Origin of the sequence: Sphingopyxis sp. (genome assembly GCF_035686825.1) — a bacterium.
In the GTDB taxonomy this organism is placed as follows: Bacteria; Pseudomonadota; Alphaproteobacteria; order Sphingomonadales; family Sphingomonadaceae; genus Sphingopyxis.
The window spans coordinates 37,150-52,790 of record NZ_DASRYZ010000007.1 but is presented as its reverse complement, the minus strand read 5'-3'; the positions used below and the strand labels follow the sequence as shown (position 1 = coordinate 52,790).

Genomic DNA, 15,641 nt, shown 5'->3' with positions numbered 1-15,641 from the left:
GAGGGCCGCACGATGCAAGGGAACGGTGAAGATCAGGCTAACGATGATGCGGCGCGCGCCGCAGGTTTCGCCGCGCCTTTCGACCGGGCCGAATGGTTTGATCTACTCGCGGCGCATGGCTTTGCTGGCCAGGGACGCATCGATGCGCGCGGTTCGGCGCACGGCACCGCCGCGTGGCTGCCGCTGCGCACCGAGACGCCCGGGCATCTGGCGGGGCTCACCAACTGGTATAGCTTTGCCATCCGGCCGCTTTTTTCGGGCCGCGGCGATCATGCTGCCGCGCTGACCACGCTGTTTCACGATCTGCGCGCCAAGGCAGCGCGGCTGTCGTTCTATCCCCTGCGCGATGAAGATCGGGCGCAAATCGCTTCCGCGCTTCGGGACGCGGGCTGGTGGGTGAAAGCCAATCCGGCGGGGGACCGCCACTGGCTCGATCTGTCCGATCTGGACCATGATGGCTGGTGGGCCAGCCGCCCCGGCGCGCTGCGCAGCACCGTCCAACGCAAGGCGAAAAAGGGGGTCGTCGCGATCGAGCTGCTCGCCACTTTCGATCCCGGCAGCTGGGCGGCCTATGAGCAAATCTATGCCGCGAGTTGGAAACCCGAAGAGGGTCATCCCGCGCTGCTTCGCGCCTTTGCGGAAATGGAAAGCGCGCGCGGCACCTTTCGCATGGGAATCGCGCGGATCGAGGGCGCGCCCGTCGCGGCGCAGTTCTGGACGGTCGAGGGCGGCACCGCCTTCATCCACAAGCTCGCGCATGTCGAGGACAGCCTGAAAGCCTCTCCCGGCACTTTGCTCTCGGCGGCGCTGTTCCGTCATGTCATCGAGGTCGATGGAGTGAAACGCGTCGATTTCGGCACAGGCAACGACGCCTATAAACGCGACTGGATGAACCGGCACGAGCCGCTATGGCGCATCGAGGCTTTCAATCCGTCGCGCCTCGCGGCATGGGGACCGGCATTGAAGGCTTTTGCCCGTTCGCTGTTGAGGAAAGACCCGTGACCGAACCCGCCCCTGACGCAACCGGCGTCGACGCCACCCTTCGCGCGCTGCTCGCCGATGTACTCGGCTTGGGCGAAGCGCGCGCGGCCGCGCTGACCGATGACAGCGGACTGTTCGGCGAACTTCCCGAATTCGATTCGATGGCGGTCGCGACGGTGCTCACCGAGATGGAAGACCGGCTCGGCATTGTCATCGACGATGACGAGGTCGACGGCGAAATCTTTGAGACCTACGGCAATCTTCTCGCCTTCTCGTGGCGCAAGGTGAACGGCTGAACTAGCCGATGCGCGTATGACCGAACATCATCTGCGCATCGCTCCCGCGGGTTCTCCGCACCCCACCGTCCTGATCGTTCCGCCGCTGTTCGAGGAAGCGAATCGCACGCGCCGAACGCTGGTGCTCGCGATGCGCGCGCTGGCGGCACATGGCTTCGCCGCGGTGCTGCCCGACCTGCCGGGGCAGAATGAGAGCCCTGTTCCGCTGGTCGAGGCCGATCTGATGCGCTGGCGGGACGCGCTCGCCGAGGCTGCGGCGGGTATCGACGGCCCGGTCATCGCCGCGTCGGTGCGCGGCGGCGCGCTGATCGATCATAGCGCCGGCGTTGCGGCATGGTGGCGCCTTGCCCCCGTCGGCGGCGCCTCGCTGCTGAGGACGCTGATGCGCGCGCGGGTCGCCGCCGACCGCGAGGCGGGGCTCACCTCGTCGCTCGAAAGCCTGCAGACCGCAGCGGAAACCGCGCCGCTGCTCCTCGCCGGCAATGCGCTTTCGCCCGCAATGGTCGCCCAACTGGGCGCCGCCGAAGCGCAACCCGTAAAACCGCTGCGCAGCGTCACGCTGGGCGCCGACGGCATCGCGGGCACGCCGCTCTGGCTGCGCGCCGAACCCGGCGAGGATGCCGCGATGGCGGCGGCGATCGCGGCCGACATCGCCGCATGGGGCAAGACATGCGGCATCAGCTGACCTTCGATTGCGAAGGCGCCGCGCTTGCCGCGTCGCTCGACGATGCGCCCGGCGGCACCGGGCTGCTGATCGTGTCGGGAGGCAATGAAATCCGCAGCGGCGCGCACCGCGGCATGGCGATGCTGGCGCAGCACGTGGCGGCGGCCGGGCATCCCGTGTTCCGCTTCGACCGGCGCGGGATCGGCGACAGCGAAGGAGAAAACCGCGGCTTCGAAGGAAGCGGCGCCGACATCGCCGCCGCGATCGCCGCCTTTCGGCAGGCCGCGCCCCACGTCACGCGCGTCGTCGCCTTCGGCAATTGCGACGCGGCGAGCGCGCTGCTGCTGCACCAGCCGCTCGCGCTGGGCGCGCTGATCCTCGCCAATCCGTGGACTTACGAAGGGCCCGACGAGGACGGTGGCGACGAACCCGCGCTGCCCCCCGCGTCCGCCATCCGCGCGCGCTACCTGTCGCGATTGCGCGATCCGAAGAGCCTGCTCCGCCTGCTGCGAGGCGAGATCGATTTCCGCAAATTGTTCCGCGGCCTTTCGGCGCTCAAACAAGCGCCGCGACCGGCGGCGGCGGACAGCCTCGCCCACCGCCTCGAAAGCGCGCTCGCCGAACTTTCCTGTCCGGTGACGATCCTGCTCGCGACCGGCGACCGCACCGCGCAGGCCTTTGCGGAGAGCTGCGGTCCGGCGCTCGCCTATATCGAAAAGGAGCCCGGCGCGGTCCGCGTCGAGCGCCTTGCCAGCGCGTCGCACAGCTTTGCCGGCGAGGATGGGGATTGGCTGGCGGCGCGGGTTTTGGCGGCTCTAGCCGGCTAGGCGTCCGCCATCGCGTGATATTCGGCTTCGGCGAGGAAGCGTTCGGCGTCGAGTGCGGCCATGCAGCCCATGCCCGCCGCGGTCACCGCCTGGCGATAGATTTTGTCGGTGACGTCGCCCGCGGCGAAGACGCCGGGGGTCGAGGTCAGCGAGGTGCCCGGGGTCACTTCGAGATAGCCGTCGGCGTCGAGCGGCAGCTTGCCCTTGAACAGCTCGGTCGACGGGCTGTGGCCGATGGCGACGAAACCGCCGTCGGTCGGCTCGTGGCTTGCTTCGCCGGTTTCGGTGTCGACCAGGTCGACGCCGACCAGTCCCGACACGCCTTCGCCCGCGACGAAGCGGTCGACGCGCTTGTTCCAGAGGATCTTGATCTTCGGATTGGCGAACAGCCGGTCCTGCAAGATCTTTTCGGCGCGGAGGTGATCGCGGCGGTGGATCAAGGTCACGTCGTCGCTGTGGTTGGTGAGGTACAGCGCTTCCTCGACCGCGGTGTTGCCGCCGCCGATCACCACGACCTTTTTGCCGCGATAGAAGAAGCCGTCGCACGTCGCGCAGGCCGAGACGCCCTTGCCGCCCAGCTCCTGCTCGCCCGGAACCCCGAGCCATTTGGCCTGCGCGCCGGTCGCGATGACGAGCGTTTCGGCCATATAGACGTCGCCGCCGTCGCCGGTCAGCTTGAACGGGCGGCGCGACAAGTCGACGTCGACAATCGTGTCCCAGATCATGCTGGTGCCGACGTGCGTCGCCTGCGCGGTCATCTGTTCCATCAGCCACGGGCCCTGGATCACCTCGGCGAAACCCGGATAATTTTCGACGTCGGTGGTGATCGTCAGCTGGCCGCCGGGCTGGAGTCCCTGCACCACGATCGGCATCATGCCCGCACGCGCGGCATAGATAGCGGCCGAGAGGCCGGCGGGGCCGGAACCGAGGATGAGCATCTTGGTGTGGTGAACGGCGGGCATGGCGATCTTTCATTGGCTGTGCGGCAGGCACAGATGGGTGTTGCCAACCGCGCTAGCAAGGGTCACCTTCCGCGCCAAGGGGAGACTGGCGAATGGCAAGCTGGTGGGAACGTCATGGAGTGCCGCGGCTGATCAAATGCGCCTGTTCGCAGGGGCAGATCATGAAGGTGCGGAGCAAAGTCGTGCCGCTCGCGCGCGGTCATGTGCTCGAACTCGGCTGCGGCGGCGGGATCAATATGGAATTCTACCGGCCGGGGCAGATCGAGAGCTTTTCGGGCCTCGACCCCTCGCCCGAGCTGCTCGCGATGAGCACGGCGGCGGCGGCGGCGCGCGGGATCGACGCCGACATCCGGAGCGGCGTCGGTGAGGCGATGCCGTTCGAAAGCGCGCGGTTCGACACGGTGGTCACGACTTTCACCCTTTGTTCGGTGACCGATCAGGCGGCGGTGCTCGCCGAAATCCGCCGCGTGCTGAAGCCCGGCGGGACGGCGCTGTTCCTCGAGCATGGCGCCGCGCCCGACGCGGGGGTCGCGAAATGGCAGCGGCGGATCGAGCCGATCTGGAAGCGCATCGGCGGTAACTGCCACCTGACCCGCCCGATCGGTGATGCCTATGAAAAGGCAGGATTTTCCGTCGACCGGCAGGGCGCCGCCTATATGCCGAAAACGCCGCGGCCGTTCGGCTGGGTCGAATATGGCGTGGCGCGCACGGCGGGCTGACGGCTCAATCCTTCTCGCCCACCTCGACCAATCCATGGCCGACGCTCACCCGCTCGTCGAAGACGAAGCAGCTGCCGTGCCAGCGGCTGTCGTCCTCGGGCACCTGTTCGAGATAGGCGAGGATGCCGCCCTTCAGGTGGACGACGTCCTCGACGCCTTCGTGGCGCAGGAAGGCGGTCGATTTTTCGCAGCGAATGCCGCCGGTGCAGAACATCGCGACACGCTTGCCCGCGAATTTGTCGGCGTTGGCGCGCCACCAGTCGGGGAAGTCGCCAAAGCTTTGCGTTCCGGGATCGACCGCGCCCGCGAAGCTGCCATAACCGACCTCGAACGCGTTGCGCGTGTCGATGAGCACCGTGTCGGGATCGTCGACGAGCGCGTTCCAGTCGGCGGGATCGACATAGGGCGCGGCTTCGCGCGCGGGGTCGAGCCCGGGGACCTTGAGCGTGACGATTTCCTTCTTCAGCCGCACCTTCATCCGCTGAAACGGCATGTCGGCGGCGGCCGAATATTTGACGTCGAGTGCCGCGCAATCGGGAAGCGCGCGGATATGGCCGATAACGGCGGCGATGCCGTTTGCGGTTCCCGCGATGGTGCCATTGATCCCTTCGTGCGCGAGCAGCAACGTTCCCTTGATGCCCTGTGCCACGCAGACGTCGAGCAAGGGCTGACGCAAAGCGGCGGGATCATCGAACGAGGCGAAGCGGTAGAGGGCGGCGACGGTGTAGGTCATGGCGGCCGCCCCCATAGCCGTTCGCCCTGAGCTTGTCGAAGGGCCGTTCTTTCTTCGCGCAAGGTCAGAAAGAAGGACGGTGCTTCGACAAGCTCAGCACGAGCGGGCTTGGGAAAAAGCCTTCACCCGAACGGATCGCCTCGCCCAGTCGCATAATGCGCCATCGCCATCGTGGTCCATTGCGCGTTGACGCGGATGCAGCTGGGGAAGGTGCTGGCGTCGGTGACGAGCACATTGGTCGTTTCGTGGACGCGGCAATCGAGGTCGACGATGCCGTAGTGCGGATCCTCGTTGATCGCATTGCCGCCGTGCGGATGGCTGCTCGACAGTGTCACATCGTCCTGTTCGCGGATCGCATCGCGGAAAAAGGCATCGACATCCATGTCGGGCGTGACCTTTTGCCCCTTCGCCAGCGCGGGATAGCATTCGAGCGCGCCGGCGGCGAAATGGACCTTGGTCAGCGTCGCCATCGCATCGCGCAGCACCGGCAGGTCGTCGCTGGCGTCGAGCCGGAATTCGAGCTTGCCGTCCTTCACCCGCCCGCGCCGGTCGGCCGGGAACAAGATGCCCGCCGAATGGACGCGGCCGAAATTCTTCATGCGGCTCGCGTGATCGCCGAACCAGCCGGGCATCAGCGACGCCATCGACATCGGCGGCTGAAAATGGCTTTCGAGCAGATAGTCGCCGCAGTCGACATAGCTCGACATCTGGTCCTCGTCCCACGCGTCGCCGCCGACGCCATCGGGCATCAGCGCGACGACCGGCGAAGCGACGTTGAGCGATACTTGATAGCCGGTGCGATCGATGTCGCTGCGGTCGAGCAGCTTCGACGAGGCGATCGTGCCCGCCGCGACCACGACGCCGACGCGCGCGCGGACGAGGCGCTTCGATCCGTCGGGCAGGACCAGCTTCACCGCCTCGGCCTCGCGCCGGCCGTCATAGGCGGTCTGCCAGACGATCCGGTCGGCCTTGGTGCCGGGCAATATCCGCGCGCCGAAATCGCGGCACGCCTCGGGCAGATAGGTTTGCGCGATGCCCATGCGGCGGCCATAGGCGCAGCCCGAATTGCAATAGCCGCAGTAAGCGCAGGCACTGGCCGTGTTCGGCGGGCCGAAATTCTTGGCGAACCAGTCGGCGACCGCGCGCTGGTCGCGCGGGTTGCTCGACGTCGCGGCATAAGCACGCCACCCCTCGATCAGGTGCGGGCCGTTGTGGCGCCCGCTGCGCGGTTCGATCGGCGCAATGCCGAGCCGCGCCTGCACCGCGTCATAGCTGGCGTGAAAGGCGGCGGCGTCGATCGGCGCGCCGATGCTCGCCCATTTGGCGAGCACATCCTGCGCGTCGGGATGCGTCCGCCCGGCCTCGTTGACGCGCAGGCATATCCCGTTGTTGATCGTCGACGAACCGCCGACGCAGCGGCCCTGAAACACGACGAAATCGCGGTTGGTCGAGGTTTGCAGCGCGCCATGCTTGTAGAGCCGCGCGATCATGTCGAGTTCGTGGTGGGTGATCGCGTGGCTGGGATAGAAAGGCCCCGCCTCGACGATCAGCACCTTGTAACCCTGCGCCGCGATATTGCGCGCGGCGACCCCTCCCCCCGCGCCCGAGCCGATGACGACGACGTCATATTCATCCTCGAGGCTGTCGGCGTCGAGAATATGCGCAGGGTCGATTTCGCGCCCGTGGACCGGCGCCAGCGGCACGTCATAGTCGCCGCGCTGGCGGAAGGCGGGAAGCGTGAAGCCGATCTGCCGGTGCACCGGATTGGCGGCGTTGGCACCCTGATCGCCGGGCTCCAGCCCCGGCTGCCAATGGCCGTAATAGCAGGCATAGATGATGCCGCGCAGCCGCGCCATGTCCTGAAACAGGTCGATCTGGCTGTTCTTGAGACGGTCGGTCAGCCGTTCGACGCGGTCCGCGACGTCATTTTCGGTAAAGAAAGGTCCGCCGAGCACCAGTTCGGTCGCGGTCAGCGACAGCCGGATCTCATCGAGCTTGGTGCCGCCGATCTTTTCGAACAGGTCGCAGACATTGGCGATGACCTGATCGGCCGAAATCACCATCTCGGCCTCGTAGAACAGCGCCTCGGTCAGCGCCTTCAGAAATTTGAGCTGCCCGAAATTGAACGGTGCCGTCATCGCCCTGCCCCCAATTGCCCTCTGCCGCAAAATGCCGCCTTATAGCGGTGCGGAGCAAGCTGTATTGTATGGGATCGCCAGCTATGCGGTGCGCGCGACTTCTTCCGGCACGAGGAAGGGCTGAACCACCGCCAGCGCGCGGCTCACATAATCGGCCTTTTCGCCGACCGGCGCGACATAGTGGAGCGCTTCTTCGGCGGCCGCCGTCCCGGCGAGGCGCGCGATGATCCACCCCGCGAGATATTGCGACGCGAGGCAGCCGCCCGCCGTCGCGACATTGCCGTGCGCGACGAAGGGCGCGTCGAGCACTTCGACGCCCGCCTCGATCACCCACGGCTTGGTGGTGAGGTCGGTGCAGGCAGGGAGATCGCCGATCAGCCCGAGCTTGGCGAGCAACAGGGTTCCCGAACATTGCGCGCCGATCAATTGGCGTGCGGGGTCGAGCCGGATGCGGCCGAGCATCAGCGGATCGGCGGCGATCTCGCGCGTCTTGATGCCGCTTCCGACGATCACCGCATCGGCCTTTGCCGCGAAGTCCAGCGGTTGCTGGCGCTCGATCGTCACGCCGTTCATCGAAGTGACGCGCGGCGTCGGCGCGGTGATGTGCGCTTCCCAGCCCTGCCCGCGGAGGCGGTTCAATATGGCGGCCGCGACGAACGAATCGAGTTCGTTGAAGCCGTCGAAGGTCAGCACCGCGATCTGCACGTCAAAACTCCCGCAAAAGATGAAGGACCAAAGGGGCTCGCGCCTACACCGCGCCTTCGAAGATGTCATCAACCCAGCGCGACCGCGCGGCATCGTCGCGCGGCGAACCGAGATAGCGGGCCCACGCCGCGCTTTCGTGCGCGACGATGCCGAGTTCCCAGACGCAGAAGGTCGGGCGCACGACGCCGGGCCGCGGCGGATAGGCCGCGTCGAAGGGCGCGAAGGCGGGCATGTCGCCATGGCGGTACCAGACCGCTTCCCACAGTTCGTTCGAGCCGCGCCACACCGACACGAGCAGGAAATAGAAATCGGCGCCGCAGCGGTGGAGGATGACGAAGCCGCAATCATCCTTGGCGAGCGTCGCGGGCGTCTGCCCCGCGAACCACCGCGCCGCCAGCGTTTCGACATCGTCCGGCACCGGCGCGTCGGGCGCGGTCAGATGATAGAGTTTCAGCGCGGCGCCGCCGGCCTCGACGCGCGAATGATAGCGCGCTGCTTTCGGATAATGGCGATAGGCGGGGTCGACGGCGGCGGACATAGGCAGGGCTCCATTTTGTTCCCCCTATGTTCTAATCAAATCGCGTGGCAGCGCAACCGCTATCGACGGGTCAGCGCAGCGCGATCGTCAGATGCGCGACCGCCACGATATCCTTCAGCCGGTCGCGCAGCTCCTCGCACGACACGTCGCCCGTCACTTCGACGATCGCGGCGCGCGCCTCTGGCCCCACGCGCCAGACGTGAAGGTCGGTGACGACCGCCCCCGCCGCCTCAACGCGCGAGCGGATCGCCGCTGCGGCCTGATCGTCGTTCGTGTCGAGCAGGATCGCGGCGGTGTCGCGCATCAGCCCCCACGACCAGCGCGCGATCACCAGCGCCCCGACGATGCCCATCGCAGGGTCCAGCCAGTGGAGCCCGAGATAGCGCCCCGCGAGCAGCGCGCCGATCGCGAGCAGCGAGGTCAGCGCGTCGGCGAGGACGTGGAAATAGGCCGAGCGGAGGTTATTGTCGTGACCGTGGTGGTGGCCGTGATCATGGTCATGCCCGTGCCCGTGATGGTGATGCCCGCCCATCAAGAGCAGCGCACTGACGACATTGACCGCGAGGCCGAGCACCGCGACGAGCGTCGCGCTCGCGAAATCGACGCGCACCGGGTCGATCAGGCGCAGGAAGGATTCGACCGCGATACCGATCGCGAAGATGCCGAGGATCAGCGCCGAGGCGAAGCCGGTGAGGTCGCCGACCTTGCCTGTACCGAAGCTGTAGCGCGGATCGTGGCGATGCTGCTTGGCATAGCGATAGGCGAGCGCGGCAAGCCCGAGCGCGCCGGCGTGGGTCGCCATATGGAAACCGTCGGCGAGCAGCGCCATCGACCCGGTCCAGTAACCCGCCGCGATCTCCGCAACCATCATCACCGAGGTCAGCGCGACGACCCAAAGGGTGCGCTTCGCATTCTCGTCGTGCGAGGCGCCGAGGAAGTCGTGCAGATGCTGGGTGGACGGGGATTCGGACATGGTCTGTCTTATTTCGCGTAACGGCGGATGACCGCAAGCAACTCTTCGGCGCCCGCTGCGCGCGCATCGTCGTCCAGCCCGGGCAAGGCGACATGCTCCTTCAGATGCTCGGCGATCACTTCGTCGAGCAAGCCGTTCACCGCGCCGCGCACTGCCGCGACGCGATGGAGTACCGTCGCGCAGGGTTCATCCGACGCCAGCGCCTTTTCGACGGCGGCGACCTGCCCCGCGATACGGTGGACGCGCGCGACGAGATCGGGGCGGGAAGCGAGGTGAACCATACTATACCCCCCTACCCTATAACGACCGTTCGGGCAAGAGATCAAAGTCCGAAGGCGACGCGCCCTTCACCGTCGATGGACCAAGCGGGATTCCAAGCGATTTCCCACGCATGGTCGTCAGGGTCGGCGACATAGCCGCGATAGCCGCCGGGCGGCGGCGCATCGGGGTTGCGGAGCAAGGCGCCCCCGGCTGCGAGAAGCCGGTCGATCGCGGCGTCGACCGCCCCCGCACTTTCGACATTGTGTGCGAGCGCGAAGGATCCGGGGCGAACAAGCCCGCGGCGGTTCATATCCGCCTCCAGCGAAGCTTGCAGGAAGGTACCGAGCATGAGGCCGTTCATCTGGTAGAAGATGATCTCCTCATTCTCGAATACCGGCGACCAGCCGAAGCCATCGGCGTAGAAGCGCCGCGAGCGCGCGAGGTCCGCGATGCCGAGCGTGATAACCGAAATCTGTTGTTGCATGACACGACCTTTCGATGCGGCAACGCGAAGATACGCCGCCGTTCCAGGTCATGGGGCTCGCCGCCGAACGGCTGCCAGGACCCGCGAACGCGGGGGCCGGGCCAACCGCACCGGCCTATCCCTTTCTGACAGGTCTATCTTACCGACACCGGGGTACGGGTTCAACCGGCGGCGAAGCAAAGCCCCGCGCCGATGGCTCAGCCCGCCTTTTTCATCTGCCGGTATTTGTGTAGCAGCGGTTCGGTATAGCCCGACGGCTGCGTCACGCCTTCGAGGATCAGCGCGCGCGCGGCGCGATAGGCGATGCCGTCGGGCGACAGTTTTTCGTAGAGCGGATCGCCGGCGTTCTGCGCGTCGACCTTGGCCGCCATGCGCGCCAGCGCGGCATCGACCTGCGCCTCGGTGCAAACGCCGTGGAGCAGCCAGTTGGCGAGCGCCTGGCTCGAAATGCGCAACGTCGCGCGGTCCTCCATCAGCCCGACGTCGTCGATATCGGGAACCTTCGAGCAGCCGACGCCCTGGTCGATCCAGCGCACGACATAGCCCAGGATACCCTGGCAATTATTGTCGAGTTCGCGGGCGATTTCGGCTTCGCTCCAGTTGCGCCCCGTCGCGACGGGGATGGCGAGCAGGCGATCGAGCGACGGCACCGCTTCTCCGGCGATTTCCTTCTGCCGCGCGAAGACATCGACCTGATGATAGTGGAGCGTGTGCAAGGTCGCGGCGGTCGGTGACGGCACCCATGCGGTGTTCGCGCCCGATTTGGGATGACCGATCTTCGCCTCAAGCATGCCGCGCATCAGGTCGGGCATCGCCCACATGCCCTTGCCGATCTGTGCCTTGCCCGAAAGGCCGCAGGCAAGGCCGATGCGGACGTTGCGGTCCTCGTAGGAGGCGATCCAGTCCGATGCCTTCATCTCGCCCTTGGGGATCATCGGTCCCGCGCGCATCGAGGTGTGGATCTCGTCGCCGGTGCGGTCGAGGAAGCCGGTGTTGATGAAGACAATGCGGGCCTTCACCGCTTCGATGCACGCGGCGAGGTTCGCGCTGGTGCGGCGTTCCTCGTCCATCACGCCGACCTTGATCGTGTGGCGCGCGAGGCCGAGCATATCCTCGACGGCGTTGAAAACACGATCGGTGAAGCCGCATTCCTCGGGCCCGTGCTGCTTGGGCTTGACGATATAGATGCTGCCCGCGCGGCTGTTCTTCAGCTTGCCGAGGCCCTTGAGGTCGTGGAGTGAGCAGAGGCTGGTGATCACCGCATCGCACAGCCCTTCGGGCGCTTCGGCGCCATCCGGCAGCTTGATCATCGGCGTCGTCATCAGATGACCGACGTTGCGCACGAACATCACGCTGCGGCCGTGCAGCGTGAACGCCTCGCCCGAGGGCGAGGTCCATTCGCGGTCGGCCGCCATCGCGCGAGTCACCGTATTGCCGCCCTTGTCGAAGCTTTCGACGAGGTCGCCGCGCATCAGGCCAAGCCAGTTGGTGTAGCCGAGCGCCTTGTCCTCGCCATCGACCGCGGCGACGCTGTCCTCGAGGTCGATGATCGTCGTCAGCGCGGCTTCGAGCAGGACGTCGGCGATCCCCGCCGGATCGGTCTTGCCGATCGCGCTATCGGGGTCGATGACCAGCTCGATGTGGAGGCCGTTGTGGCGGAGCAAAATGCCGCCGGACTTGCTGCCGGCCCATTGCGCCGGGTCGGCGAGCGTGAGCTGCCCGCCCTGCCAGTCGGCCCAGCTTCCCGAAGCGAGCGGCACCGCTTCGTCGAGGAATGCCTTCGCCCGCGCGATCACCGCGGCGCCGCGCTCCGCATCATAGCCGCCGGGCTTTGCGGGCGGCGCGTCGAGCGCGTCGGTGCCGTAAAGCGCGTCGTAAAGGCTGCCCCAGCGCGCGTTGGCGGCGTTCAGGGCGAAGCGGGCGTTCAAGGCGGGGACGACGAGCTGCGGCCCCGCCATCGTCGCGATTTCGGGATCGATATTTTTCGTGCCGACGCTGAACGGTGCGGGTTCGGGGACGAGATAGCCGATCTCGCGCAGGAAAGCCTGATAGGCGGCGGCGTCGTGCGCTTGCCCCTCGCGGGCCTTGTGCCATGCGTCGATCCTGGCCTGCAGATCCTCGCGCTTGGCGAGCAGCGCGGCATTTTCGGGCGCGAACTTGCCCAGCAGGTCCGCGAAATCGCTCCAGAATCTGGCGGCGTCGAGCCCGGTCCCCGGTAGCGCGCGCTGTTCGATGAAATCGGCCAGTCGCGAATCGACGGACAGGCCGGAGCGATCGAGAAATTCGGTCATGCAAGCACCCTCTGGTCGGCGCGGCTGCGCCAGTGGACCCGGGGAGGAAAGGGCCGCCGCCCTATGCCGCGATTGGTTTCGATTGGCAATGGGCGCTTTTCAATGCGCACCGCGTAGGTTACGTTGCAACGCACAACGAAAAAAGACACCCTCCCCTAATGATCCGGATCCATGGACGACACACGATTGAAATTGATGGAAGCCATCGCCCGCAAGAAGCTGGTGACGGCGCAATATAACGGCCAGACGCTGACGCTGGCGCCGCATCTGCTGTTCGAACGCCGCGGCGACCTGTTCATCAGCGCGCTGAACCTGAACAAGAGCTGGCGGTCGGACGAAGAGCCGCGGCTGGGACATTTCAAGCTCGGCGGCCTCGCGTCGATCGAGCTCAGCGAAGAGGGCTTCGAGCCCCTGCCCGGTTTCGAACCCGCGCCGCCACGCGATGAAGACACGCCGCTGCTCGGCGTCTGACGTCAGGCGACGCCGACGGCCGGCACAGGCGGCATTTCACCGAGCGCGACGCGAACCTGGTTCCGTCCCGCGGCCTTGGCGCGATAGAGCGCGGCGTCGGCGCGGCGCGCCAGTTCGAACAGCGAATGGTCCGAGGTTCGCTGGGCGACACCGAACGACGCCGTGAAGCCGCGATCGACGCCGAGCACCGGCAATCGCGCCGATGCGAACGCGGCACGAACGGTTTCCGCATAAAGCCGTCCGTCGGACAGCAAGGCGTCGGGAAGCAGGACCGCGAACTCCTCGCCGCCGATGCGGCCCACAATCGCATTGGCAGGCGCGGCACCGACCAGCATCGCAGCGAAATGCGCGATCACCCCGTCGCCCGCCGCATGGCCGAAACTGTCGTTGATCTTCTTGAAATCGTCGAGATCGGCGGTGATCAGCACCGCCGCCCCGCCGCGCAGAAACGCCAGTTCGGCATGATGTTCGAAACCGCGCCGGTTGAGCACGCTCGACAGCGGATCGGTTTCCGAACGCGCGACCATTTCCGCCGTCGTGTCGCGCATGATCACGAGCAGCATGACGAGCGCGATCGCCATCAGCGTGACGACGCTGCCGCTCTGCGAGATGGCGGCATAAGTTGTCGCCATATAGCCTTGCGGCGAATTCGCCGTTCCGATCATCGCGGCGATGAAAGGCTTGGCGACATAGATGATCGCCGCGACCGCCTGCAACGCGATCAGCAGCAGGTCGAGCGCCTGGCGCCGGCCCGACCGCCAGATCACCAGCCCGAGTAGCGACTGCATCGCGAAATAGGGAAGCTGATAAAGAGTGAGCCGCAACGTCGAACCATAGGTCATGCTGAAAATCACGGGCACCGCGAGGATCGTGAGGACCCATATCACCGCCATCGCGGCCAGGGGCAGCGGCACGCGATAATGATGCGCAATTCCGACCAGCGCGAAGCTGAGCGCGAGCATGAAGACGAGGAAAATGCCGATTCCGACAGGGGTCGGATCGACCTGCTGCGTCAGCAGAAATTCGAGGCCGACATAGAGAATCCCCATGCCGTAGCCGAGCGCGAGCCACCCCGCGCCGCGCGCGGTGCGGTTGGTCGCTGCGACAACGGCAAACGCAACGGCGAAGATGCCGGCCACGGACATGTTAATGCCAAATATAAAGGCCGCAGTCATCGCTTCCCACTCATCATCGTCCGTCAGCGTAAGCGGACTGTCCCGAACTTTCGGTTAATATATTACGATTCGGGATGATTCGCGCGCGGGTTTACCCGATTGGCGGGCCCGCCGCAGTGACTTTACCGTATCGCGGGTTCGCGCGTTGCCCCCGCCGATACCCATGCTATGCGAGCATCCATTTCCTTAGCCGAGGATATCGACCGTGCTGCGACGTGCCTTTCCGTGGTTTGCTCTTCTGTTCGCCGTCATTCCGTCTCTCGCCCAGGCCCAAGAAGCCAGGACGCGCGTCACGATCCTCGGCGTCGAGCACGCCGCCCAGCTCGTCGCCGAAAAGGATCAGCCGGGGATGCTCGCGGCCTGGCTCGATCTCGTAAAGCCTGCGGCGGTGTGCATCGAGCGCCCGCCCGAACAGGCATCGCGGCAGGATTATTACGAATTCACTTATGAAATCCAGGGCATCATCCTGCCTTGGGCCGCGAAGAATGCGGCCGAGCTTTGCCCGATCGACTGGATGCCGCCGGCCCAAGACCAACTGCTCGGCTTCGGCCTCGATCTCGATACTCCGCTCGAAGTCCGGAAGGCACAGGGGTTTCAGGGCTTCCTGACCTTCCCCGACCGCAAGATACTCGATTGGGATTTCTTTTCGGCCGACGATCCCGCGACGCTCGCGCCGTTGCAGAAATGGGCAACCGAGCCCGCGCCGCGCGCCGACCGCGACCTGCCCCGCCGCCTCTATCTCTATCGCACCTTCATGCAGGCGCAGCGCGTCCGCGCGATCGCCCACAAGCGGAAAGGCGAAACCGTGCTGGTCGTCGTCGGATATTTTCACAAGCCCGACATCGAGGCGATCCTGAAGCACGATCCCGCGATCGAGTTCGTGCCCGCCGCGAGCCTCGGCCGCCCCGACGACGCCGCCGTGCGCGCGGCGACGACGGCGGACCATCGCAGTGCGATCCTCGCGTTCAACCTGCTCGGGCTGCAGGCGATCACGGGCGTTGTAAACTGGCAATGGATCGAACGCGTCCTCACCGATTTCGCTGCGGGCAACCCGTCGCCCGAAGCGCGGCTGTTCCAGACGCGACACCGCATGTTGACGGGCAAGATATCGCTCGCAGAGGCCGCACGGAGCTATACGACGATCGCCGAGGACGCGGCGAGCGCCAAGCCTTTCGGTTGGACCGGCGTCAAGGATAAGAGCCGCATCGATTCCTTTTTCGACCCCTTCGGCAATCTCGACGTGCGCCAGCGGGCGCGGGTCGAACTCGCCCGCACCCTGTTCGCGCAGGACAAGGATGTGCGGGCGCGGCAAGTGCTGGACACGCTCGCCGCGACGCTTTCGCCGCGCAAGGCATTGCAGCTTCACGGTTATACGCCGCTCCTCAAACCCGTCGCTCCTGCCGCAAAGACGCCATAGCGCGTC

The 15,641-nt window shown here is 66.2% G+C and carries 17 protein-coding genes; 7 read left to right on the top strand and 10 right to left on the bottom strand.

Annotated features, from left to right (window positions below):
- Positions 1–12 precede the first annotated feature (12 nt).
- From VFG17_RS18190 to VFG17_RS18175, 4 genes are read left to right on the top strand one after another with little or no spacing between them, the layout of a single operon-like run.
- Complete coding sequence (locus tag VFG17_RS18190) at positions 13–1,002, top strand: GNAT family N-acetyltransferase (RefSeq protein WP_325030793.1); 990 nt, start codon at positions 13–15, stop codon at positions 1,000–1,002.
- A complete protein-coding gene (locus VFG17_RS18185; protein ID WP_037555119.1) occupies positions 999–1,277 on the top strand; it encodes an acyl carrier protein in 279 nt (92 codons plus the stop codon). The genes VFG17_RS18190 and VFG17_RS18185 overlap by 4 nt, the downstream gene beginning before the upstream one ends.
- Before the next feature lie 16 nt (positions 1,278–1,293).
- The gene (locus VFG17_RS18180; protein ID WP_325030792.1) at positions 1,294–1,962 is read left to right on the top strand and encodes a hypothetical protein; all 669 of its coding nucleotides are present in this window, start codon (positions 1,294–1,296) and stop codon (positions 1,960–1,962) included.
- Positions 1,947–2,768, top strand: coding sequence for a hydrolase 1, exosortase A system-associated (locus VFG17_RS18175; protein ID WP_325030791.1), 822 nt, complete (start codon positions 1,947–1,949; stop codon positions 2,766–2,768). Before VFG17_RS18180 ends, VFG17_RS18175 begins: the two co-directional genes overlap by 16 nt.
- Here VFG17_RS18175 and trxB read toward each other — a convergent pair.
- Entirely contained in the window at positions 2,765–3,730 is a 966-nt protein-coding gene (trxB, locus tag VFG17_RS18170; protein ID WP_325030790.1) for a thioredoxin-disulfide reductase, read from the bottom strand. The two genes, VFG17_RS18175 and trxB, sit on opposite strands and share 4 nt — an antisense overlap.
- A gap of 92 nt (positions 3,731–3,822) precedes the next feature.
- On the opposite strand from trxB, the gene VFG17_RS18165 reads away from it, so the two are divergent.
- Positions 3,823–4,449 (top strand): class I SAM-dependent methyltransferase, encoded by a 627-nt coding sequence (locus VFG17_RS18165; protein WP_325030789.1) that lies wholly within the window; start codon positions 3,823–3,825, stop codon positions 4,447–4,449.
- Positions 4,450–4,453: 4 nt separating this feature from the next.
- On the opposite strand, the gene VFG17_RS18160 is transcribed toward VFG17_RS18165, so the two are convergent.
- The 8 genes from VFG17_RS18160 to VFG17_RS18125 all read right to left on the bottom strand — a co-directional run bounded on the left by VFG17_RS18160 (position 4,454) and on the right by VFG17_RS18125 (position 12,572).
- On the bottom strand, positions 4,454–5,182 hold the full coding sequence (locus VFG17_RS18160) for a rhodanese-related sulfurtransferase (RefSeq protein WP_325030788.1): 729 nt from the start codon (positions 5,180–5,182) through the stop codon (positions 4,454–4,456).
- A 122-nt stretch (positions 5,183–5,304) separates the two neighbouring features.
- Entirely contained in the window at positions 5,305–7,320 is a 2,016-nt protein-coding gene (locus VFG17_RS18155; protein WP_325030787.1) for a GMC family oxidoreductase N-terminal domain-containing protein, read from the bottom strand.
- Between the two features lie 81 nt (positions 7,321–7,401).
- A complete protein-coding gene (locus VFG17_RS18150) occupies positions 7,402–8,025 on the bottom strand; it encodes a DJ-1/PfpI family protein (RefSeq protein ID WP_325030786.1) in 624 nt (207 codons plus the stop codon).
- Between the two features lie 43 nt (positions 8,026–8,068).
- Positions 8,069–8,563 carry a hypothetical protein gene (locus VFG17_RS18145; RefSeq protein ID WP_325030785.1) on the bottom strand — a complete coding sequence of 165 codons (495 nt, stop codon included), beginning with the start codon at positions 8,561–8,563 and terminating at the stop codon, positions 8,069–8,071.
- 70 nt (positions 8,564–8,633) lie between these two features.
- Positions 8,634–9,536, bottom strand: coding sequence for a CDF family Co(II)/Ni(II) efflux transporter DmeF (dmeF, locus tag VFG17_RS18140; protein WP_325030784.1), 903 nt, complete (start codon positions 9,534–9,536; stop codon positions 8,634–8,636).
- Between the two features lie 8 nt (positions 9,537–9,544).
- Entirely contained in the window at positions 9,545–9,817 is a 273-nt protein-coding gene (locus tag VFG17_RS18135; protein WP_325030783.1) for a metal/formaldehyde-sensitive transcriptional repressor, read from the bottom strand.
- A 41-nt stretch (positions 9,818–9,858) separates the two neighbouring features.
- Complete coding sequence (locus VFG17_RS18130; RefSeq protein ID WP_325030782.1) at positions 9,859–10,281, bottom strand: VOC family protein; 423 nt, start codon at positions 10,279–10,281, stop codon at positions 9,859–9,861.
- Between the two features lie 197 nt (positions 10,282–10,478).
- On the bottom strand, positions 10,479–12,572 hold the full coding sequence (locus tag VFG17_RS18125) for a malate synthase G (RefSeq protein WP_325030781.1): 2,094 nt from the start codon (positions 12,570–12,572) through the stop codon (positions 10,479–10,481).
- Between the two features lie 171 nt (positions 12,573–12,743).
- Here VFG17_RS18125 and VFG17_RS18120 point away from each other — a divergent pair, with 171 nt between their 5' ends.
- Positions 12,744–13,043: a hypothetical protein gene (locus VFG17_RS18120; RefSeq protein ID WP_325030780.1), complete on the top strand. Its 300-nt coding sequence runs from the start codon at positions 12,744–12,746 to the stop codon at positions 13,041–13,043.
- Positions 13,044–13,045: 2 nt separating this feature from the next.
- On the opposite strand, the gene VFG17_RS18115 is transcribed toward VFG17_RS18120, so the two are convergent.
- Positions 13,046–14,188, bottom strand: coding sequence for a GGDEF domain-containing protein (locus VFG17_RS18115; protein WP_325030779.1), 1,143 nt, complete (start codon positions 14,186–14,188; stop codon positions 13,046–13,048).
- 235 nt (positions 14,189–14,423) lie between these two features.
- Between VFG17_RS18115 and VFG17_RS18110 the strand changes: the two genes are divergently transcribed.
- Positions 14,424–15,635, top strand: a complete 1,212-nt coding sequence (locus VFG17_RS18110; RefSeq protein WP_325030778.1) for a hypothetical protein — start codon at positions 14,424–14,426, stop codon at positions 15,633–15,635.
- Positions 15,636–15,641 lie beyond the last annotated feature (6 nt).